Origin of the sequence: Sphingomonas sp. DG1-23, assembly GCF_030730875.1 — a bacterium.
In the GTDB taxonomy this organism is placed as follows: domain Bacteria; phylum Pseudomonadota; class Alphaproteobacteria; order Sphingomonadales; family Sphingomonadaceae; genus Sphingomonas.
Genome location: NZ_JAVAMA010000016.1, coordinates 87,874 through 109,247 on the forward strand (window position 1 = coordinate 87,874; position 21,374 = coordinate 109,247).

The window sequence follows — 21,374 nt, forward strand, 5'->3', positions numbered from 1 at the left end:
CCCTTGGCGGCCGGTTGGCCTAGATGATATGCCAGTCCGACGCGATCGGCGGATTGACATAGCCGCTGCCGAGCTCGTCGGTCCCGTCCATCAGCCAGACATAGGTCGACCCGTCGCTATGCCGCCACAGGATGTCGGCCTTGCCGTCGCCATTATAGTCGCCGGTCTTTTCGAACTGCCACGCGTTGCCCGTCTGCGAGGCGGTGTTGCCGCCGCCGATCTGGGTCTTGCCGTCCATCAGCCAGATCCGGGTGGTGCCGTCGGTGTGGCGCCACAGGATGTCGGCTTTGCCGTCGCCGTTGAAGTCGGCGGCATCCTCGAACTTCCAGTTCAGATCGAGTTGCGATGCGGTGTTGCCGCTGCTCGATTTCGCCTGATAGCCGTCCATGAACCAGATGTGCGTGGTTCCGTCGGCCTTGCGCCACAGGATGTCGCCCTTTCCGTCACCGTCGAAATCGGCGGCCGCCTGCACCTGCCAGTTGCTGCCGGTCTGCGAACTGGTGTTGCCGCTGGAGACCGCGACGCCATTGTTCATGAACCAGATATAGCTGGTGCCGTCGTCGTGGCGCCAAAGCACGTCGCTGGTGCCGTCGCCGTTGAAATCGGCGACGTCCTGCATCTTCCACACGGTCCGGACATTGCCGCTGCGATGCGCCACGTCCTGGGTGCCGTCGAGCATCCAGATCGCGAAGGCGCCCGAATCGGTGCGCCAGAAAATGTCGCTGCGCCCGTCGCCGTTGAAGTCGCCGGTGTCCTGGATCTTCCACGCATTGGAGGTCTGCGAGGCGGTGTTCCCGCCGCCGGCCTTGTCCAGGGTCTGCATCAGCATGATGTCGGTCGTGCCGTTGATATGGCGGCGCAGGATGTCGCTGCGCCCGTCGCCGTCGAAATCGTCGGAAACGGCGTAGCGGCTGGTGACGCCGTCCTGCAGATAGACCAACACCCCCTTGTCGGGCGTATGGGTCGTGGCGGCCATGTCGAGCCCGCCATTATTGTCGAAATCGCCGATCGCGACCGCGCTGTTGATCGGCAGCAGGAAATCGGCGTGCGGCTGGAAGGCAGCGCCGTTGTTGACGAACATCGAGGGGCCGGAATTGCTGGTGGTGACGAGGTCGAGCCTGCCGTCGCCATTGAGGTCCGCAGCCTGGATCGAGGTCGGGGCAGCCGGGGTGGCGAGATTCTGCGACTGCTGGAACCCGCCATTGCCATTGCCGAGCAGGATCGACAGGCCGGCGGTCGATTTGCCGATAGCCAGATCGATCTTGCCGTCGCCGTTGAAGTCCCCCGCCGCGATCGTCGAAACCCCGCCCGAGATCACGGTGTTGATCGGCGCCTGGAAACTGCCCTCGCCATCGCCGAGCAGTACCGAATAGCCCATGGCGGTCGCCACGACCGTGTCGGATTTGCCGTCGCCGTTGACGTCGCCGACCACGAGCCCGTTGCCGCGGCCGGGCAGCAAGTAATAGCGCGCCTCCGGGTAAAGGCCATCCATGTCGGCCAGCCGCACGACGAGGCTGTGCTGAACGGTCGAATTGGGCGTGGTCACCGCGCTGAGAGCAACGATGTCCGACCGACCATCATCGTTGACGTCCCGAAGCGTGAGGGCGGATTGCGAGGTCTTGTAGGTCGTCCTCTGACTGATCTCCGTGAAGGCCCCGCTGCCATTACCGAGAAGGACCTTGAGATACGTATTGCTCGGCGCCCCGTCCGAGCTGAAATTGAGAACGCCCTGCACCGCGAGGTCGAGGAGCCCGTCGCCATTGACGTCGCCGACAGCGATCTGGGTGCCGACGGTGTTGCCGGAGATGATGTTGGCCGGTGCCTCGAAGGATCCGTCCCCCTTGCCCCTGAGGAACGCCACCTGGCCCGTATAGGATCCGACACTGGCCACATGCGCGACGAGCATGTCGAGATTGCCGTCCTGATCGAAATCGGCGACGGCCAGCCGCTGGGAGGAAGCCTCGCTGCCGCCCGGCTGCACGGCTCGGAAGATCGGATCGTCGAAAGCAGGTATGCGTGTCGCGCCGGCCATTGTCATTTTTCCCATGTTGCAAAAGTTGGTGAGGTAGTTCGGGGCGCCGCGCCGCGGAGATGAACCCGAGCGCGGTCCCGGGGTCAGAAAATCTGCCAGTCTGGCGCAATCTGGGGGTCGGTATAGCCGCCGCCGATGTCGGTGGTCCCGTTCATCAACCAGATGAAGCTCGATCCGTCGGCGTGGCGCCAGAGGATGTCGGCCTTGCCGTCGCCATTATAGTCGCCGGTCGCTTCGATCTGCCAGACATTCCCGGCCTGCGAGGCGGTGTTGCCGCCGCCGATCTGGGTCTTGCCGTCCATCAGCCAGATCCGGGTGGTGCCGTCGGTGTGACGCCAGAGGATGTCGGTCGCGCCGTCGCCGTTGAAGTCGCCGGTCTCCTGTATCTTCCAGTTCAGGTCGAGCTGCGATGCGGTGTTGCCGCTGCCCGACTTCGCCTGGGCGCCATCCATCAACCAGAGATGGGTGGTCCCGTCATCCTTGCGCCACAGGATGTCGCCCTTGCCGTCGCCGTCGAAATCGGCCGCGGCCTCGACCTTCCAGTTATTGCCGGTCTGCGAGCTGGTATTGCCGCTGGTGGCGGCCGTGCCGTCGTGCATGAACCAGATATAGCTGGTGCCGTCGTCGTGGCGCCAAAGCACGTCGCTGGTGCCGTCGCCGTCAAAGTCCGCGACGTCCTCGACCTTCCAGACGGTGGCGACATTGCCGCCGGTCTGTTTCACGTCCTGCGTGCCGTTCTGCATCCAGATCGAGAATGCCCCCGAATCGTTGCGCCACAGGATGTCGGCCTTGCCGTCGGCGTTGAAGTCGCCGGTGTCCTGGATCTTCCACGCGTTGGGCGCCTGCGAAACGGTATTGCCGCCGCCGATCCGGGTGACGCCGTTCATTTCCATGATGTCGGTGGTGCCGCCGGCGTTGCGCCGGAGGATGTCGCTGCGTCCGTCGCCGTTGAAATCCTTGTCCACGGTCAGGCGATAGCCGGCGCTATCCTGAAGATGGATCGCCACGCCCGCAGCGTTGACATGGGCCGTCGCCGCAATGTCCGGCGTGCCGCTATTGTCGAAGTCGCCGGTCGCGATCACGCTGAAGCTGGATCCGGCGAAATCCGTGCGCGGCTGGAAGGCGGCGCCGTTGTTGATGAACATCGAAGCGCCCGAATTGCCGGCGGTCATGATGTCGAGCGCACCATCCCCGTTCAGGTCCGCGACCGCGATCGAGGTCACGAAGCGCGATGCCAGAGCCTGCGATTGCTGAAAGGTGCCGTCGCCATTGCCTTGCAGGATCGTCAGCGCACTGACGAAGCTCGCCCCGTCATAGGTCGCAATGGCAAGGTCGATCTCGCCATCGCCGTTGAAGTCCCCGCTCGCGAGCGCGCGCACGCTATTCGGGAGACTGGTATTGAGCGCAGCCTGAAAGGTGCCGCCGGCATTGCCGAGGAGTATCGAATATCCCCCCGGCGTCCCCACGATCGCATCGAGCTTCCCGTCGCCGTTCACGTCGGCGATGGCGAGCTCTTTGCTTCCCCCGGCGGGAAGCGCGTAGCGAACCTCGCCGCCGGGAACGCCGTTCGCACCGGTCACCCGCACCGACAGGCTGGACTGGCCGCTCGCCTGGCTGACGGTGAACAGATCGGCTCTGCCGTCATTGCCGACGTCGCGCAGCGTCAGCAATGTGTTCGAAACCGCCATGGCCGTGGTCTGGCTGATCGACGTGAAGGTGCCGTCGCCGTTGCCGAGCAGAATTTTCAGATAGGTGTCGCTCGGGCTGCCCCCCGGATTGAAATTGATAATGCCCTGCACGGCGAGATCGGGACGCCCGTCGCCGTTCATGTCGCCGACGGCGATCTGGGTTCCCGTGGTGTTGCTGGTGATGATGTTGACGGGCGCCTCGAACGCGCCGTCTCCCCTGCCCTTCAGAAACGACACCTGCCCGCGATAGGGTTCGGATACGGGCACGGAAGACACGAGCATGTCGAGCTTGCCGTCCTGATCGAAGTCGCCGACGGCCAGTTGCTGCGACTGGTAGTTGGTGTTCGAGACGGCGCGGAAGATGCCGGGCTCGAAGGCGGGCACGAAGGCGTCGTTGCCGGTCAGATCCCGAACCTCGCCGGCGACGCCCAGCGAGAGGGTGCCGGCGCCGACGCCGGCCTGCACCGTCACGCGATAGGATGCGCCCCCGGTGCCGGGCACCGCGGTGATGCCGGTCACCGAGGCGCCCGCGATGTTTCCCGTCGCGCGGAGGATGAAATCATCGATGCCGAGGCCGGTGACGGGCTCGGAGAAGGTCACCGTGAAGCCGAGCAGCTTGTGCTGCACGTTGAGCGGACCCGTCCGGACGATATCGAGCAGCCGCGCCATGCAATCCTCCGGCAAATCGTGTGCCGTCACGAGCGGCGGGCACTTCGGCGTGGCAGTACCGCATCTGCGCATTCGCCCGCAACGACCTGATGTCAGGAGGTAAATCTTTCGAAGATGATTCCGGGGCCGCCCGTCCCAAAATTGGAATCGAGCGCGCCACCGCGGCCCGGCGAGGAAACGCCGGGCGAGGATTCTGGTTCGAAAGCTGGATGCCCCGTGAGGATTCGAACCTCAATTGACGGAGTCAGAGTCCGTAGTCTTACCTTTAGACGACGGGGCAACAGGGCCGGCGAAATAGGGCGGCATCCCGGCGCTGTCAACGCGTCTTCTCGACCCCGCCTTGCTCCGCCCGCGCCGCTGCGCTAGCCTCGCGGCCAAGCACCGGACGGCCGCATGTGGCCGAGACGGAACAGAATATAAGTGAGTGACTGCGATGGGGGATGGCCCAGCCAGAGTGCCCCGTGGCCGGAGCGGGAGTTCCGCCCGACCGATACCGAGGACCCCGCCGGAACGGCAGGCCCGCGCGCGCTGGCCCGAATCGCGCCATTTCGCGGCGCTCGATCTCGGCACCAATAATTGCCGGCTGCTGATCGCCCGGCCGCAGGGAACGGGTTTCACCGTCATCGACGCCTTCTCGCGAATCGTCCGGCTGGGCGAAGGCCTGGCGACCACCGGCAAGCTCTCCGACGCCGCGATCGACCGCACTCTCGCCGCGCTGCGGATCTGCGCGGAGAAGCTCAAGCGTCGCAACGTCGCCCTGGCGCGCTCGGTCGCCACCGAGGCGTGCCGCCAGGCCTCGAACGGCGCCGAGTTCATCGAGCGGGTCTATCGCGAGACCGGGATCGCGCTCGACATCATCACCGCCGAGGAGGAGGCGCGGCTCGCCGTGCTGGGATGCCACGCGCTGCTCGAGCCCGGCGACGGACCGGCTCTGGTGTTCGACATCGGCGGCGGCTCGACCGAATTGGTCCTCGTCGATTCGCGCGCCGCGGTGCCGCGCATCCTCGACTGGCACAGCGCGCCCTGGGGCGTGGTCTCTCTCACCGAGGCGGCGGGCCTCGCCGACGGCGCCGCGCATGGCGCGGCAGTCTATGCCGACATGCGCGCGCGCGTTTCCGAGAGCTTCGCGCCGTTCGTCGCCCGGCTGCGGACGCCCAAGGGCACGCGGCGGCTGCTCGGCACGTCGGGCACCGTCACCACGCTGGCGAGCGTCCATCTCGGGCTGCCGGCTTATGACCGCTCTGTGGTGGACGGGCTGATCGTCCCCGCCGCGGCAATGCGCGACGTCAGCCGGCGGATCGCGGGCATGAGCATGGCCGAGCGATCGCAGGTGCCGTGCATCGGCGCCGAGCGCGCCGATCTGGTGGTGGCGGGCTGCGCGATCCTCGAGACGATCATCGATTTCTGGCCCGCCGAGCGGCTGGGGATCGCCGACCGCGGCATCCGCGAGGGCATCTTGCGCCGCCTGATGAACGGAGACACGATATGAGCCGTGGCGGCGGGCGCGGCCATACCCGCGTGAAGACGGCGCGAAGCCGGACGGCGCAATCGACGCGCTGGCTCGAACGCCAGCTCAACGATCCCTATGTCAAACGCGCCAGGGCCGAGGGCTATCGCAGCCGCGCAGTCTATAAATTGCTCGAGCTCGACGAGAAATTCGCCTTCCTCAAGGGATCGAAGCGCGTCCTCGACCTCGGCATCGCGCCGGGCGGCTGGACCCAGCTGGTGCGCAAGCGGCTGCCCAAAGCCGCGGTGGTGGGGATCGATCTGCTGCCGGTCGATCCGATCGACGGCGCGACGATCCTGCAGATGGATTTCATGGACGACGCCGCCCCCGACCGCCTGATCGAGGCACTCGGCGGCGCGCCCGATCTGATCCTGTCGGACATGGCCGCCAACACCGTGGGCCATCCGCAGACCGACGCGCTGCGTACGCTCGGCCTGGTCGAGGCGGCGCTCGACTTCGCGCTGCGCACGCTCGCGCCGGGCGGCGCTTTCGTCGCCAAGGTGTTCGCCGGCGGCGCCGATTCGGCGCTGATCGCCGAGATGAAGCGCAATTTCACCACCGTGAAGCACGCCAAGCCGCCCGCCAGCCGGAAGGGTTCGGTCGAATGGTTCGTGGTGGCGCAGGGCTTCAAGGGGCGCGCGAAAGAGCCTGCGGACCAAGGTCAGGACTGACAGCGCATCCCGTTCGCCCTGAGCCTGTCGAAGGGCGGCTGTTGCCCAAGGGGCACTTCCCTCGCGGAGAAACGGCCTTGGACAGGCTCAGGCCGAACGGATCGCGCAAACGAAAACGGCCCCGGATCGCTCCGGAGCCGCTTGCTGATTTTCATCGCCTCGAAGGTTCAGCCTTCGTAGTCGGCACCCAGATTCTGGTTGCGCGGCGGCGCGGCGGCGGTGAGGCGGAGCGCCTCGGCCGACTGCGCCAGCGAACCGACTTCGTCGGGCGCTTCCTCGTCGTCGATCTGGACACGCTGGAGGCTGGCGACCACCGATTCCTCGAGATGGGTCGGGTGGACCGTCTCTTCGGCGATCTCGCGGAGCGCGACGACCGGGTTCTTGTCGCGGTCGCGATCGAGCGTCAGCTCGGCACCGCCCGAGATCTGCCGCGCGCGCTGCGCTGCGAACAGAACCAGATCGAACCGGTTCGAGATCTTGTCGACGCAATCCTCGACTGTGACGCGCGCCATCTACGCTTCCTTGAATAGGGTATTCGGGAGAGGGGCGGCAGATAGGCACGGGACCGTGGATTGTCAAGAAAAACGCCGGTTCGCCTGCCGGGCGCAACCCCGGCGGACATTGCGAGTTCAAGGACTTCGCCAGCGGGGAGGCCGCGCCAGCATGCGAACACCGGAGACCGTCGCCCTTGCCGCGGGCGGCGGCGCAGCCCATGACCGCGGCATGGATCGCTGGTCGCAGCCCTTCACCGTCGCCGGCAATCGCCTGACGATGCTGCCCGAAGGCCCCGAACGGATGGCAGCGCTCCTCGGGCTGATCGGCTCGGCGAAGCGGTCGCTGCGGGTGCTCTATTACATCTATGTCGACGATTCGGCTGGCACCGCAGTGCGCGACGCACTGATCCAGGCCGCCCGGCGCGGCGTGCGCGTCCATCTGATCGTCGACGGGCTCGGCAGCGAACAGGCCGCCTCGCACCATTTCTTCGATCCTTTGCGCGCCGCGGGGGTCGACATGTGCCGCTTCGTGCCGCGCTGGGGGCGGCGCTATCTGCTGCGCAACCACCAGAAGCTCGCGCTCGCCGACGAGGAGCGCGTGCTCATCGGCGGCTTCAATATCGAGGACAGCTATTTCGGCACGCCCGAGCAGGACGCGTGGCGCGATCTCGGGCTGATGGTCGAGGGGCCGGCGGCGGCGCGGCTGGTCGGCTATTTCGATGCATTGTCGCGCTGGACCAAGCAGCCGCGCGGATCGATGCGCACCCTCGCGCGCACGCTCAATTCGTGGAGCGAGCCCGAAGGTGCGGCGCGCTGGCTGCTCGGCGGTCCGATGCGAAGGCTGTCGCCTTGGGCGCGCGTGGTGAAGCGCGAGATGCAGCGGGCGCGGACGATCGACCTCGTCACTTCCTATTTCGCGCCCAATCCGGCGATGCTGCGGCGGCTCGACCGGGCGGGAAAGCGCGGACGGGTGCGGCTGGTGCTGCCGTCCAAGGTGGATCACACCGCCTCGTTATGGGCCGCGCACTTCACCTATGCCGGCCTGCTGCGCAAGAAAGTGCAGATCTATGAGTATCAGCCGTCGAAGCTGCACACCAAATTGTTCGTGATCGACGATGTCGTCCATATCGGCTCGGCCAATTTCGACATCCGCAGCATGTATCTCAACCTCGAATTGATGCTGCGGATCGAGGACGAGGCCTTCGCGGGGCATGTCCGCCGCTTCGTCGAGGGCGAGATCGCCGATTCCGAGCTGATCACTCCCGAGATCCACAAGGCGCGCACCGGCGCATGGACTCGCGTCAAGCAGTTCGCGGCCTATTTCGTGATGGCGGTGCTCGACTACAACGTCACCCGGCGGCTCAATTTCGGCCCACAGCAACCGCGGCGGCGCGGCTGATGTCGAAGGCGCGCGCGAAAATGTCGACGGCGTAGCGCGCCTCGCGGTCGACCTCGTCGGACGTCGCCTCGGCTATGCCCCACACCACGCGCTGGTGGAGCCCGCCGAGGCACAGGCTGGCGAGCACCCGCGCGGCGGCCAGCGGATCGTCCTCGCGCATGTGCCCGGCCGCCATCTGGCCCGCGAAGAAATCGGCGAGCATCTGCTGGGTCGGCTGCGGCGCGCGGCGATAGAAGATCTCGCCGAGTTCCGGAAAGCGAGCCGATTCGGCTGCGATCAGCCGGTGCAGCTGGATGGCGTCCTCCATCGTGATCTTGCCGATGAAGCTGCGGCAGAACGCAGTGAGCGTCGTGTACAGATCGGCAGAAGGCTGGAGCACGCTGCTCAGCAACTGGCGATAGGCCACGGTGGCATGATCGAGCACCGCGGCGAACAATTCCTCCTTCGACGGAAAATAGTTCCACAACGTGCCCTTGGAGCCGCCCAGCTCCGCCGAGATCGCCGACATCGACGTCCCCGAATAGCCGCTTTCGAGAAACGAGCGCTTGGCCACTTCGAGGATCGCCAGCCGCCGCTCTTCCTTGCGCGCCTCGCGCTTGCCGGGTGCCTTTTCGATTAGGGTTTGCATAACCGTACTATAGGGTACGATTTCCTATTGACAAGATGCGATGCCGGGACCATCTGCGCCGCCGTACCCTACAGTACGGTATTTAAATCATGATGCTTTCCCGTTTCCGGCCCGCGCTCCTCGCCACGCTCGCCACCCCCCTTCTCTTTTCCGCCTGCGCACCGGTGCCCGAACTCGGCGCGCGCCCCGAGATCCGCGCCGGCGACAGCTATGCCGCCAGCCAATCCTTCGGCGCCGCAACGGCGGCTTGGCCCGCCGACTCATGGTGGGTCGATTATGCCGATGCGCAGCTGACCGGACTCATCGAGGAGGGCCTTGCCGATTCGCCCGATCTCGCCGGCGCCGCGGCGCGGCTGCGTTCGGCCCAGGCATATGCCCAGCAGGCCGGCGCCGCTCGCCTGCCCACGCTCGGGCTCGAGGCGAGCGCCACCGAGGCCAAGCAGAGCTACAATAACGGCATCCCCCCGGCATTCGTGCCGCAAGGCTGGAACGACAGCGGCCGCGTCGCCGCCAGCCTGAGCTTCGACCTCGATTTGTGGGGCAAGAACCGCGCCGCGCTCGCCGCCGCGACTTCGGACGCCGAGGCCGCGCGGATCGAGCTCGAGCAATCGCGGCTCGTTTTGTCGACCAACATCGCCAGCGCCTATGCCGATCTCGCCCGGCTCGCCGCCGAACGCCGGGTGCAGGAGAATGCGCTGCGCCTGCGTACCCAGACGCAGAAACTGGTATCCGACCGCGTCGCCGCCGGGCTCGACACCCGCGCCGAATCGAAACAGGCCGATTCGGCCGTCCCCGCGGCGCGCGCGAATCTCGCCGCGACCGACGAGGCGATCGGGCTCACCCGCAACCGCATCGCCGCCCTGCTCGGCAAGGGGCCGGACCGCGGACTGAGCATCGCGCTGCCGGTCGCACCCGCCGAGGCGCGCGCCCTGCCCGCCGGCGTCACCACCGACCTGATCGGCCGCCGCCCCGACATCGCCGCCGCCCGCGCCCGGGTCGAAGCCGCCGCCAGCCGGATCAAGGTGGCGCGCGCCGATTTCTATCCCTCGGTCAATCTCAGCGCTTTGGTCGGCTTCCAGTCGCTCGGCCTGTCGAACCTGTTCGACAGCGGCTCGACCTTCGGCCAGGCTGGCCCTGCGATCAGCCTGCCGATCTTCCGCGGCGGCCAGCTCGCCGGCCAATATAAGGGCGCCCGCGCCGGCTATGACGAAGCCGTCGCCAATTATGACGGGACCGTCGCCACTGCCTTTCGCGAAGTCGCCGATACGGTGACCAGCCAGCGCGCACTCGTCACCCGGCTTTCCGAGAGCCGCCAGGCGCTGACCGATTCGGAAGCCGCCTATGGGATCGCCAGGCAACGCTATGAAGGCGGCCTGTCGACCTTTCTCGATGTTCTGACTGCCGAAGAGAGGGTGCTGCAGAACCGCCAGATCGTCGTCGACCTCGAGGCGCGGGCATTCACGCTCGACGTCCAGCTGGTTCGCGCGCTCGGCGGAGGCTTTTCCAACAATCAGGCGGCTGCGGCCGCACGCAAGGACCCGACCCATGGCTGATGCCGATCCCGCAGGCCTCCACATCCGTACCGAGGCCGAGAAGAAGCCCAACACGCTGCGCAAGCGGCTGCTCGGCGGCATCGCCGGCGCGGTGCTGCTCGCCGGTGCCGGCTATGGCGGCTGGTATGCATTGGTCGGCAGCCATCATATCGGCACCGACAATGCCTATGTCGGCGCCGACACTGCCAGCGTGACTCCGATGGTCGCGGCGCAGGTGCTCAAGGTCGCGGTCTCCGACACCCAGGCGGTGCGCAAGGGCGACATCCTCGTCCAGCTCGACGACAGCGATGCGCGGATCGCGCTCGCCCAGGCCGAGGCCGATCTCGCCAGAGCCCGCCGCCAATATGGCCAGACTTCGGCGACCAGCGCGGCACTCGCCGCGCAAGTCGATGCCCGCAACGCAGATATCGCGCGTGCCCGTGCCCAACTCGTCTCCGCACAGGCGGACTATGAGAAGGCACGCGTCGATCTCGCCCGGCGCCAGCGCCTCGCCCCCAATGGCGCGGTGTCGGGCGAGGAACTCTCCTCGGCGACCAACGGCTTCGCTTCGGCCAGGGCCGCGCTCGATCTGGCGCGCGCCGGCGTGGCGCAGGCAAGCTCGACCAAAGGCGCAGCGAGCGGCGAACTCGCCGCGAACAATGCGCTGATCAGCGGCACCACCGCCAATAGCGCGCCCGAAGTGCTCGCCGCGCAGGCCAAGGTCGCGCAGGCGAAGCTCGAGCTCGACCGCACCGTGATCCGCGCGCCGATCGACGGCGTGGTCACCCGGCGCAACGTCCAGATCGGCCAGCGCGTCGCGCCGGGCACCGCGCTGATGCTGATCGTTCCCGTTGGCCAGCTTTATGTCGACGCCAATTTCAAGGAGGGCCAGCTCGACCGGGTCAAGGTGGGCCAGCCGGTGACGCTGACCTCCGACCTGTACGGCGGCGATGTCGAATATCATGGGCGCGTCGTCGGGCTTTCGGGCGGCACCGGATCGTCGTTCGCGCTGATCCCGGCGCAGAACGCCACCGGCAACTGGATCAAGGTGGTCCAGCGCCTCCCGGTGCGCGTCGCGCTCGATCCCAAGGAGCTGCAGGCGCACCCGCTGCGGGTCGGACTTTCCATGGACGCCGAGATCGACGTCTCGAAGAACTGAGGACGGGTCCGATGAACGGCAAGGCCGAAATGGCGCCCCTTACCGGGTTCCGGCTGATCCTCGCGGGCGCGGTGCTCGCGCTCACCAATTTCATGGTGGTGCTCGACACCACCATCGCCAATGTCTCGGTGCCGCACATCGCCGGCAGCCTCGGCATTTCGGGAAGCCAGGGGACGTGGATCATCACCTCCTACGCCGTCGCCGAGGCTGTGTGCGTGCCCTTGACCGGCTGGCTCGCCGGACGGTTCGGGACGGTGCGCACCTTCACCTTCGGGATGATCGGCTTCGGCATCTTCTCGGTGCTGTGCGGCATGTCGACCTCGCTCGGCATGCTCGTCGCCTGCCGGGTCGGCCAGGGGCTGTGCGGCGGCCCGCTGATGCCGCTGAGCCAGACCTTGCTGATGCGCATCTTCAAGCCCGAGCAGCGCGCCCAGGCGATGGGGGTATGGGCGATGACCACGGTGACCGCGCCGATCCTCGGGCCGATCCTCGGCGGGACGATCAGCGACAGCTGGTCGTGGCACTGGATCTTCTTCATCAACATTCCCGTCGCCGCGATCTGCGCGTTCGGGGCGATGCGCCTGCTCGCTTCGTCCGAGACGAGGACCGAAAAGATGCGGATCGATGGAATCGGCCTCGCGCTGATGCTGCTGTGGATCGGCGCGCTGCAGATCATGCTCGATCTCGGCCGCGAACATGACTGGTTCGCCGATCCCACGATCATCGCGCTGGCAGTGATCGCCGCGGTCGGGCTGATCGTGTTCCTCGCCTGGGAGCTCACCGAGGACCAGCCGATCGTCGACCTGCGGGTATTCCGCCATCGCGGCTTCACCGTGGCGGTGGCGAGCCTGTCCTTCGCCTTCGCGACCTTCTTCGCCTCGGCGGTGATCATCCCGCAATGGCTGCAGACCAGCATGGGCTATACCGCGACCTGGGCCGGCTATGCCACGGCGTTCACCGGGGTGGCGGCGGTGATCATGTCGCCGATCGTCGCCAAGCTGTCGACGCGGTACGATCCGCGCGCGTTGGTGTGCTTCGGCATATTGTGGCTCGGCATGACGTCGCTGCTGCGGGTGCACTGGAACAGCGGCGCCGATTTCTGGACGCTGGCGTTTCCGCAATTGCTGCAGGGCGTCGGCATGCCGTTCTTCTTCATTCCGCTGACCACGCTCGCGCTTGCCGCAGTCGAGCCGCGCGAGACCGCGGCGGCGGCGGGGGTGATGAGCTTCCTGCGGACGATGGCCGGCGCGATCGGCACCTCGGTTTCGGCGACGATGTGGGACAATAGCAGCCGGGTGGCGCGCAGCGAGATCGTCTCGACGATGAACACCCAGGGCACCAGCGACGCGCTCGCCGCGCAGGGCTTTTCGGTCGATCAGATCCGCGGCGTGATCGCCCAACTGGTCGACAGGGAAGCGATGGCGGTGGCGACGACGCACATCTTCCTGATCTCGGCAGTGGTGTTCGCCTTTGCGGCGATGATCATCTGGCTGACCCCGCGGCCGACCCGTGCGGTCGAGATGGGGGCGGCGCATTAGGTCACACGTCATCCCGGCGAAAGCCGGGATGACGCTTTACGTTACAAACAGCGCGGATCGCGTACCGGCGCGGCGGCGCCGCGGGTGAGCCAGCGGCCGTCGGGCGCCTGATATTTCTCGCCCGCCTCGGTCCGCAGGATCAGATTGCAGCCGGTGACGAACGCCATCTGCTGGACCGTCGAACCTGCCGCGGCCTGCGCGGTATATTGCTTCTTGCGCTGGATGTTGATGTTGCTGACCAGCGCCTGGAGCGCCGGCGTGCCCGCGCCGACCACACCGAGATAACCATCGGGCTGCTCGCCAACCTGCCCGGCGGCGCGCGCCGCCGCATAAGCGGGATCGCGCTGCGCGAAGGCAGGCGCGGCGATCAGGGCGGTGGCCGCCAGCGCGGCGAGAACAGGCAATTTGCGCATCAGAATATTCCCGGATTTTCCTGGATCAGTGTCTTCGCCTTGTTGTCGAGACGATACACCACTTCCTGCGTGATCGATATGTTGAGGTTGATGACGATCGGCTTGTCGGGCGCGGTCACGTTGACGCAGCCGCCGGCCGCGGCTCCGATCGGGAGCGTGGCCAACAGCCCGAATGTTCGTTTCAACCTCATTGCGGCTCCCTTCATCGCAGCTTGTCGCTTTCGCGCGGCTGAACCGGCTTCGTGCCGCCTTCGCCGCCGGATCGTTCCTGTTCCTCGAGCAGGCTGGGCAGGTTGCGCTCGATCAGCCGGTTCGGATCGTACCACGACTGCACCGAATCGAGCAGCTGCTTGAACGGCGCGCTGACCCGGACGTTGAACACGAAAGGCAATTTCGCCAGCCGGCGCAGCAGGAAATTGGATTTGGTGCCCTTGCCCTGGCTCACTCCGGAGAAGCGGATCTCGGTGACCATGTCGCCGTCGAGCGGGCCGTTCATGTCGATCGTGAGATTGCGATAGTCGAGCGCCTTCAGGGCCTGGAACGCCATATTGCCCCAGAAGCCGACGTCGCGCTGCGAGATCTCGCCGACATAAGCGAGCGAACCGCCGGCACGCGCGCGCAGCGAACCGCCTTCGATCCGGCCGCCCTGCGCGTCGAATATCATCGGCAAGGTCCCGTCGAAGGTGCCGGTGGCGTCGAGATTGTCGAATTCCATTTCCTTGAGGAACAAGGCCGCATCGGCGCCGATCACCTGGAAGGTCATGCGGCGCGCCTGGCGCTCGCTGAAATCGAGAATCGTCGGCTCGAGCACCAGCTCGCCGCCGGCGAAGGGCCAGCGCGCGCCTTCGACCTCGATGCGCTGGCTGTCGAGCAGGCGGAAGCGGATCGTGCCGTTGCGCACCGGAACGCCGGGATTGATCTCCACTGTCGTCGCGACCTGTCCCGGCGCGGTGCGCATGTTGAGCAGGTCGCTGAATATCAATTCGGTGGCGAGGCCGCGGACCGGCCCGAACGCCGCGGCGAGATCGATCGCGCGCGTGCCGAAGCGCCCGCTGCTCGACACGCCATCGGGCGACCAGAGAATCTCGCCGCTGCCTTCGACCGTACCGCTGACATCGGCGATCAACCCGAAGGTGAGCGGCGTCAGGTCGCTCGGCTGGAGCCCGCCCTCGGCGAAGCGCAGCCCCGGCACCGCGATCTTTGCCGCACCCTTGCCCTCGCCCAGATCGTGCCGGATCTCGACTTGCGCGACCGGCATTCCCGTAGGCGCGTTGAGGCCGGCGGTCGCGATGATCGTGCCATCGACCAGCCGCAACCGGGCGTCGTCGCTGGCGAGCGGGTGGAAACGCGGGGACGCTTCGGCGTCGCGCACCTGCAATTTGCCGGCGAGCACCAGGCCGCCGCCCTCGACTGCCCAGTTTCCCGCCGCCCCCGAGATCACCAGCGGCACCCCGCCGATCTGCCCGCTCAGGCCCGCGAAATCGCCGGCGATACGGCGCGCGAAACTGCCGCCGAGCGACTCCATGTCGAGCCGGGTGACGCGTTCCGCGCCGAGCCGCACCTGCGCGCCGGCCAGCGAGAAACGCTGTTTGCCGAGATCGAGCCGGGCCTCGCTGCCGCGCAGCAGCAGCGGGCTCGCACCGACCTGCCCGGCGAGTTCGGGCCGCACGAGGCGAATGCCGCCGCTCATTGCCCCGGGGGAGACCTCGACCATCGCGCCGCCCAGCGGGCAGGCCTGGGCTCTTCCCGGCGCCAGAATTACGCCGGCAAGGGCGATGCGCCGGTAGCGGAGGGCAATGCAGGCTGGATTGACGGTCACGCGGCGGCCGCGCCAGCGCGCATCGAGCGGGAGTGCGAGCCCGTCGATCCGGCCACCCGCCAGCGGGCCGGAGAGCATGGCCATGGTCTGAAGCGTGCCGCCTTCGGCGCCGAGCACGAAGGCGATGCGCGAAAGCGACAGCGAGGCGCCGTCCGCCGCATAAGGCTGGACGAAGCCCGTCCCGTGGAGCCGCGTGTCTCCGGGACGCTGCGAAAGCCGGACCATGGCCTCGGGCATTCCGCCGCCGCGAACCGCGAGCGTGCCCTCGATCCGCGGGGCGGCCGCGCTGCCGGCGCCGGTCACGCCGGTTCCGCGATCGAAGGTCAGCCGGGCACCGCTCGCGGCGACGAGCGCCACGCGCGGGATGTGATAGGTCATTCCGGCGGCCGAGGCGGCGAGCCCGAAATCGGCGGTCGCGTCGAACGCGCCGGCGGCCGTCGCGGCGGATCGGGCGAGCCGCGCCGCCACCGGACCGAGCGGCGTGTCCTGCACGCCCGCCGCAGCCGCGCCGATCTGTTCGCGCAGCGGGCGCGACAGGCCCGCCGATCGTGCGACGAGGGTTCCGCGATAGCCGAAGCCGGCAGGCCTCTGGCGATAATCGCCCGCGAGGTGCAGCGCCGCGCCAATGGCTTCGGGCGCCTCGAAACGGCCCGACCGAAGCGCGATCTTGCCTTGCGTATCCGCGACGCTGCCGTCGAACGAGATTCGCCCCTCGACAGCGGAAACCCGGCGTCCTGCCATCTCGATGCGGGCGAGCGCCACGTCCGCCGTGCCGGTCCAGCGATCCAGTGCCGGACCGAGAGTCGCCTGCAGCTTCGTTTTCGGAGCCGTGACCTGCAGATCGGCGCAGCGCAGTGCCGACCCCGCCAGCGTGCCGCCGATCATGGGCCGTGCCTGGCGGATGCGCAGGTCCAGCGCCCCGGTGAGGCCGGTGCCGGCGCAACCGGCGAGATCGAGCCGCGGCGCGGCGAGCTGCATAGCCCCGCTGAACCCGTCATCGAGCATGCCGCGGCCCTTCACCGCGAAATCGACCATGCCATGGCCGCTATCGAGCCGCAGCCGGGCGTCCGCGACATCGAGCCGCACGTGCGGCAGCGCGAAGGGCTTTCCGGACGAGGGCGGCATCAAGCGATCGATCGCCCCGAGCGACAGCCGCCCGTCGATAAGCCGCGCCTTCGCGCGGACATGACCGGCGCGAAGCTCGAGCATTTCCGCGCGCCACGGCGACAGCGAAGTGCCGATCTCGATCCAATCGGCGACCAGATCGGGATCGCGGGGATCGCCGATCACGACCTGGGTGAGCCGCTGATGCCACGGAGACAATCGCTCGATCTGATATTGCGCGCGAACCCCGCGGCGGTTCAGCTCACGGTCGACGAATTCGCGCGCGATCGTTCGCCGCTGGAGCCACGCCGCGAACAGCGCGGCGATGATCAGCAGCGCCAATGCGAGGAAAAGACGGCCCCATGGCCGGCGGGCACGGCGGACCGGTGCGCTGGCCGCCGGTTCCGGCGCTTCATCGAGGCTCGTCGTCACGCGGCAGCAACTCCCGGGCGGGCACTATGGCGACCTTGCCCCTGACGGCAAGTCCTGCGGCGACCGCCCGGCGGGGAACGAACGAAAAGGCACATGGATTTGCGCCCTGCGCCCGCTCGGGCAATCTCGATAGTGCGATGGCGTGCCGCCAGACCGAAAGCGCAGTGCGTCCGTGGATCTCGACAATTCCAGGCCGTCGTGCGGGGACGCATCGCATCTCGCGCCGGGGAGAGACTTCGGGATGGAGCCGCTGGCAGATAGGCAGTATCACCGGCATTGAACCCGGAGGCGTGAGGAACGTTCGCCGTGTGACGGGAGCCAGGACGATATGAAGGATGACGATTACGGCATCACCCGGCGCGGCGTGCTGGCAAGCGGCGGCGCTTCGCTGGCGATCGCATCGGTCCCCCCGGCGCGCGCCGAGACCCGGCCGCCGCTCCAACCGGTGCCGGCGGCGATGAAGGTCGCGCTGACGGTCAATGGCGAGAAGCGCACGCTCGATCTGGACACGCGCACGACCTTGCTCGACGCGCTGCGCGAGCATCTCCAGCTGACCGGGACCAAGAAAGGCTGCGACCACGGCCAGTGCGGCGCCTGCACCGTGATCGTCGACGGGCGGCGGATCAACTCGTGCCTGTCGCTGGCAGTGATGCACGAAGGCGACGAAGTGACCACGATCGAAGGGCTCGGCACGCCCGAAAAGCTGCACCCGATGCAGGCCGCTTTCGTCAAGCATGACGGCTATCAATGCGGCTATTGCACGCCGGGCCAGATCTGTTCGGCGGTCGCGGTGCTCGACGAGATCCGCAAGGGCGTTCCGAGCCATGCGACGCGGGACCTCAATGCCCGCCCGCGCGCGACCAATGACGAGATGCGCGAGCGGATGAGCGGCAATATCTGCCGCTGCGGCGCCTATTCGAACATCCTCGATGCGATGACCGAAGTCGCAGGGAGGCGCGCATGAGGCCGTTCAGCTATGAGCGGGTTACCTCGTCCGCCGACGCGGCGAGCGCCGCCGCGCGCACCCAGGGCGCCAAGTTCATCGCCGGCGGGACCAATTTGCTCGACCTGATGAAGCTCGAGATCGAGGTGCCGACTCATCTGATCGACGTCAACGGCATCGGCCTCGATCGGATCGAACCCACCTCCGAAGGCGGCCTCCGCATCGGCGCGCTGGTGCGCAATACCGATCTCGCTGCCGACAAACGCGTACGCAAGGACTATGCCTTGCTCTCGCGGGCATTGCTCGCCGGCGCATCGGGTCAGTTGCGCAACAAGGCGACCACCGCTGGCAATTTGCTCCAGCGCACGCGTTGCCCCTATTTTTACGACACCAACCAGCCATGCAACAAGCGCAAGCCGGGCAGCGGCTGCGCGGCGATCGGCGGGTATAGCCGCCAGCTCGGCGTGATCGGGACGAGCGAGGCATGCATCGCGACCTATCCCGGCGACATGGCAGTGGCGATGCGCGCGCTCGACGCAACGATCGAGACCGTCAAGCCCGACGGCGCCACCCGCGCGATCCCGATCGCCGACTTTCATCGGCTTCCCGGCGATACCCCGCACATCGAGACCTCGCTGGAGCCGGGCGAGCTGATCACAGCGGCGACCCTGCCGGCACCTTTGGGCGGCACGCACATCTATCATAAGGTGCGCGACCGCGCGTCCTATGCCTTCGCGCTCGTCTCGATCGGCGCAATCGTCCAGCGCGACGGCAGCGGCCGGGTCGCGGTGGGCGGCATTGCGCCCAAGCCGTGGCGAGTCGAGGCGGGCGAGGCGGCGATGCCGCGCGGGGCGAAGGCAGTGGCCGAAGGGCTCCTCGCCGGCGCGAAACCGACCGGCGACAATGCATTCAAGCTGACATTGGTCGAGCGCACGCTCGGCGCGGTGCTGGCGCAGGCGAGGGGCTGATCGTCATGAAGTTCGACACCCCCGCCGGCACCAATCCGATCGATCAGCTCAAGGTGGTCGGCAAGCCCGCCAGCCGGATCGACGGGCCGCGCAAGACCACCGGCACCGCACCCTATGCCTATGAGCATCCGACCGCGAATGCGGCTTATGGCGCGGTGGTCGGCGCGGCGATCGCCAAAGGGCGTATCGCGTCGATGGACCTGCGCGCCGCCAGGAGCGCGCCGGGCGTGCTCGCGATCGTCACCGCCGACAATGCCGGCAAGTTGACCAAAGGCGATTTCAACACCGCCGATTTGCTCGGCGGGCCCGAGATCCAGCATTATCACCAGGCCGTGGCGTTGGTCGTCGCCGAGACCTTCGAGCAGGCGCGCGCCGCCGCGGCCTTGGTCCGCGTCGACTATGCGCGCGCGAAAGGAGCTTTCGACCTCAAGTCCGCGATGGACGGCGCGCAGCCCTCCAGGGACCAGAAGGACATCACGGTCGGCGATTTCGCCGCGGCCTTCGCCGCAGCCCCGGTCACGATCGACGCGACCTATCAAACGCCCGATCAGGCGCATGCGATGATGGAGCCGCATGCCAGCATCGCCGAATGGGAAGGCGACCGGCTGACCCTGTGGACCGCGAACCAGATGATTGCGTGGGGCCGCGGCGACGTCGCCAAGACGCTCGGCATTCCCAAGGAGAGAGTACGGCTGATCTCGCCTTTCATCGGTGGCGGCTTCGGCGGGAAATTGTTCGTCCGCGCCGATGCGATCCTCGCCGCATTGGGCGCGAAGGCAGCGGGCCGGCCGGTCAAGGTCGCGCTGCCGCGGCCGCTGATGTTCAACAACACGACCCATCGCCCCGCGACGATCCAGCGCATCCGGATCGGCGCGACCCGCGACGGCAAGATCACCGCGATCGGCCATGAGAATTGGTCGGGCGATCTGCCCGGCGGCGGGATCGAGAATGCGGTGCAGCAGACGCGCTTGCTCTATGCCGGCCCCAACCGGCTGATCACTGCGCGGCTGGCGACGCTCGATCTGCCCGAAGGCAATGCGATGCGCGCGCCGGGCGAAGCGCCGGGGCTGATGGCGCTCGAGATCGCGATCGACGAGATGGCGGAGAAATTGGGAATCGATCCGATCCAGTTCCGCATCCTGAACGATACCCAGGTCGATCCCGAAAAGCCCGAACGGCCTTTCTCGCAGCGCCAGCTGGTCGAGTGCCTGCGCCTCGGTGCCGAGCGCTTCGGCTGGAGCAAGCGCAGCGCGACCCCTGCGACGATGCGCGACGGCCATTGGCTGGTCGGCATGGGCGTCGCCGCAGGCTTCCGCAACAATCTGGTGATGAAGTCGGCGGCGCGCGTCCGGCTGAGCCCGGCGGGCCGGATCACGGTCGAGACCGACATGACCGATATCGGCACCGGCACCTATACGATCATCGCGCAGACCGCCGCCGAGATGATGGGGGTGCCGCTCGATCGCGTCGAGGTCAGGCTCGGCGATTCGAGCTTTCCTGTCTCGGCCGGCTCGGGCGGACAATGGGGCGCCAACAGCTCTACCGCCGGGGTCTATGCCGCCTGCGTCAAATTGCGCGAGACGGTAGCGCAGAAGCTCGGCTTCAACTCTTCCGATGCCGTGTTCGCCGGCGGCAAGGTCCGCTCGGGCAATCGCAGCGCCGCGCTCGCCAAGGCGGCAGCCGACGGCGAGATCATGGTCGAGGATCAGATCGAGTTCGGCGACCTCGCGAAGAAATACCAGCAATCGACCTTTGCCGGGCATTTCGTCGAGGCGGCGGTGCATAATTATACCGGCGAGATCCGCATCCGCCGGATGCTCGCGGTCTGCGCCGCGGGGCGGATCCTCAACCCGAAATCGGCGCGCAGCCAGGTGATCGGCGCAATGACGATGGCGGCCGGCGCCGCGCTGATGGAGGAGCTCGCGGTCGACAAGCGCTTCGGCTTCTTCGTCAATCACGATCTTGCCGGGTACGAGGTCCCGGTTCATGCCGACATTCCGCGCCAGGAAGTGATCTTCCTCGACGAGGTCGACCCGATATCGTCGCCGATGAAGGCGAAGGGCGTCGGCGAACTGGGCATATGCGGCGTCGGGGCGGCGGTCGCCAACGCGGTGTACAATGCCACCGGGGTGCGGGTGCGCGACTATCCGGTGACGCTGGACAAGTTGCTGGACCGGCTGCCGCCGGTCGGCGGGGATGCTGGTCGCGGCTGAGGCGGCTGGTCCGGCAAGGAGGCAGGTCGCTGCGGTCAGGTATGGCCGGCGGGGGGCCGGGTACAAAAAAGCCGCCCCGGGGTTTGACCTGAGGCGGCGTGTTGGTTGCGGGAGCAGGATTTGAACCTGCGACCTTCAGGTTATGAGCCTGACGAGCTACCGGGC

Annotated in this window: 16 protein-coding genes and 1 tRNA gene; 9 read left to right on the plus strand and 8 right to left on the minus strand. The window is 67.4% G+C overall.

The genetic code is table 11. From position 1 onward, the window contains the following. Positions 1–19: 19 nt before the first annotated feature. The 3 genes from Q9Q95_RS20760 to Q9Q95_RS20770 form a co-directional block, all read right to left on the minus strand. On the minus strand, positions 20–2,032 hold the full coding sequence (locus Q9Q95_RS20760; RefSeq protein WP_306099067.1) for a VCBS repeat-containing protein: 2,013 nt from the start codon (positions 2,030–2,032) through the stop codon (positions 20–22). An 83-nt stretch (positions 2,033–2,115) separates the two neighbouring features. Then, positions 2,116–4,389, minus strand: a complete 2,274-nt coding sequence (locus Q9Q95_RS20765; RefSeq protein WP_306099068.1) for a VCBS repeat-containing protein — start codon at positions 4,387–4,389, stop codon at positions 2,116–2,118. 206 nt (positions 4,390–4,595) lie between these two features. Next, positions 4,596–4,669: transfer RNA gene (locus Q9Q95_RS20770), tRNA-Gln, on the minus strand. Between the two features lie 153 nt (positions 4,670–4,822). Here Q9Q95_RS20770 and Q9Q95_RS20775 point away from each other — a divergent pair. Next, complete coding sequence (locus Q9Q95_RS20775; protein WP_306099069.1) at positions 4,823–5,878, plus strand: Ppx/GppA phosphatase family protein; 1,056 nt, start codon at positions 4,823–4,825, stop codon at positions 5,876–5,878. Beyond that, positions 5,875–6,567: an RlmE family RNA methyltransferase gene (locus Q9Q95_RS20780; RefSeq protein ID WP_306099070.1), complete on the plus strand. Its 693-nt coding sequence runs from the start codon at positions 5,875–5,877 to the stop codon at positions 6,565–6,567. The genes Q9Q95_RS20775 and Q9Q95_RS20780 overlap by 4 nt, the downstream gene beginning before the upstream one ends. Before the next feature lie 167 nt (positions 6,568–6,734). Here Q9Q95_RS20780 and rpoZ read toward each other — a convergent pair whose 3' ends face one another. Beyond that, on the minus strand, positions 6,735–7,079 hold the full coding sequence (rpoZ, locus tag Q9Q95_RS20785; protein ID WP_306099071.1) for a DNA-directed RNA polymerase subunit omega: 345 nt from the start codon (positions 7,077–7,079) through the stop codon (positions 6,735–6,737). Positions 7,080–7,290: 211 nt separating this feature from the next. Here rpoZ and Q9Q95_RS20790 point away from each other — a divergent pair, with 211 nt between their 5' ends. Continuing rightward, entirely contained in the window at positions 7,291–8,460 is a 1,170-nt protein-coding gene (locus Q9Q95_RS20790) for a phosphatidylserine/phosphatidylglycerophosphate/cardiolipin synthase family protein (RefSeq protein WP_306099089.1), read from the plus strand. On the opposite strand, the gene Q9Q95_RS20795 is transcribed toward Q9Q95_RS20790, so the two are convergent. Further along, the gene (locus tag Q9Q95_RS20795; RefSeq protein ID WP_306099072.1) at positions 8,423–9,088 is read right to left on the minus strand and encodes a TetR/AcrR family transcriptional regulator; all 666 of its coding nucleotides are present in this window, start codon (positions 9,086–9,088) and stop codon (positions 8,423–8,425) included. The two genes, Q9Q95_RS20790 and Q9Q95_RS20795, sit on opposite strands and share 38 nt — an antisense overlap. Positions 9,089–9,177: 89 nt before the next feature. On the opposite strand from Q9Q95_RS20795, the gene Q9Q95_RS20800 reads away from it, so the two are divergent. From Q9Q95_RS20800 to Q9Q95_RS20810, 3 genes are read left to right on the plus strand one after another with little or no spacing between them, the layout of a single operon-like run. Beyond that, complete coding sequence (locus tag Q9Q95_RS20800) at positions 9,178–10,641, plus strand: efflux transporter outer membrane subunit (protein WP_306099073.1); 1,464 nt, start codon at positions 9,178–9,180, stop codon at positions 10,639–10,641. Beyond that, complete coding sequence (locus Q9Q95_RS20805) at positions 10,634–11,779, plus strand: efflux RND transporter periplasmic adaptor subunit (RefSeq protein WP_306099074.1); 1,146 nt, start codon at positions 10,634–10,636, stop codon at positions 11,777–11,779. The genes Q9Q95_RS20800 and Q9Q95_RS20805 overlap by 8 nt, the downstream gene beginning before the upstream one ends. An 11-nt stretch (positions 11,780–11,790) precedes the next feature. Further along, a complete protein-coding gene (locus Q9Q95_RS20810; protein ID WP_306099075.1) occupies positions 11,791–13,317 on the plus strand; it encodes a DHA2 family efflux MFS transporter permease subunit in 1,527 nt (508 codons plus the stop codon). 41 nt (positions 13,318–13,358) lie between these two features. On the opposite strand, the gene Q9Q95_RS20815 is transcribed toward Q9Q95_RS20810, so the two are convergent. From Q9Q95_RS20815 to Q9Q95_RS20825, 3 genes are read right to left on the minus strand one after another with little or no spacing between them, the layout of a single operon-like run. Further along, complete coding sequence (locus Q9Q95_RS20815) at positions 13,359–13,730, minus strand: YdbL family protein (protein ID WP_306099076.1); 372 nt, start codon at positions 13,728–13,730, stop codon at positions 13,359–13,361. Further along, complete coding sequence (locus Q9Q95_RS20820) at positions 13,730–13,921, minus strand: YnbE family lipoprotein (RefSeq protein ID WP_306099077.1); 192 nt, start codon at positions 13,919–13,921, stop codon at positions 13,730–13,732. The genes Q9Q95_RS20815 and Q9Q95_RS20820 overlap by 1 nt, the downstream gene beginning before the upstream one ends. A gap of 11 nt (positions 13,922–13,932) precedes the next feature. Then, positions 13,933–17,085: a YdbH domain-containing protein gene (locus Q9Q95_RS20825; RefSeq protein ID WP_306099078.1), complete on the minus strand. Its 3,153-nt coding sequence runs from the start codon at positions 17,083–17,085 to the stop codon at positions 13,933–13,935. A gap of 328 nt (positions 17,086–17,413) precedes the next feature. On the opposite strand from Q9Q95_RS20825, the gene paoA reads away from it, so the two are divergent. From paoA to paoC, 3 genes are read left to right on the plus strand one after another with little or no spacing between them, the layout of a single operon-like run. Then, on the plus strand, positions 17,414–18,049 hold the full coding sequence (paoA, locus tag Q9Q95_RS20830; RefSeq protein ID WP_306099079.1) for an aldehyde dehydrogenase iron-sulfur subunit PaoA: 636 nt from the start codon (positions 17,414–17,416) through the stop codon (positions 18,047–18,049). After that, positions 18,046–18,996: a xanthine dehydrogenase family protein subunit M gene (locus Q9Q95_RS20835; RefSeq protein ID WP_306099080.1), complete on the plus strand. Its 951-nt coding sequence runs from the start codon at positions 18,046–18,048 to the stop codon at positions 18,994–18,996. The genes paoA and Q9Q95_RS20835 overlap by 4 nt, the downstream gene beginning before the upstream one ends. A 5-nt stretch (positions 18,997–19,001) precedes the next feature. Further along, positions 19,002–21,209: an aldehyde oxidoreductase molybdenum-binding subunit PaoC gene (gene paoC, locus Q9Q95_RS20840; protein WP_306099081.1), complete on the plus strand. Its 2,208-nt coding sequence runs from the start codon at positions 19,002–19,004 to the stop codon at positions 21,207–21,209. The last annotated feature ends 165 nt before the right edge of the window (positions 21,210–21,374 follow it).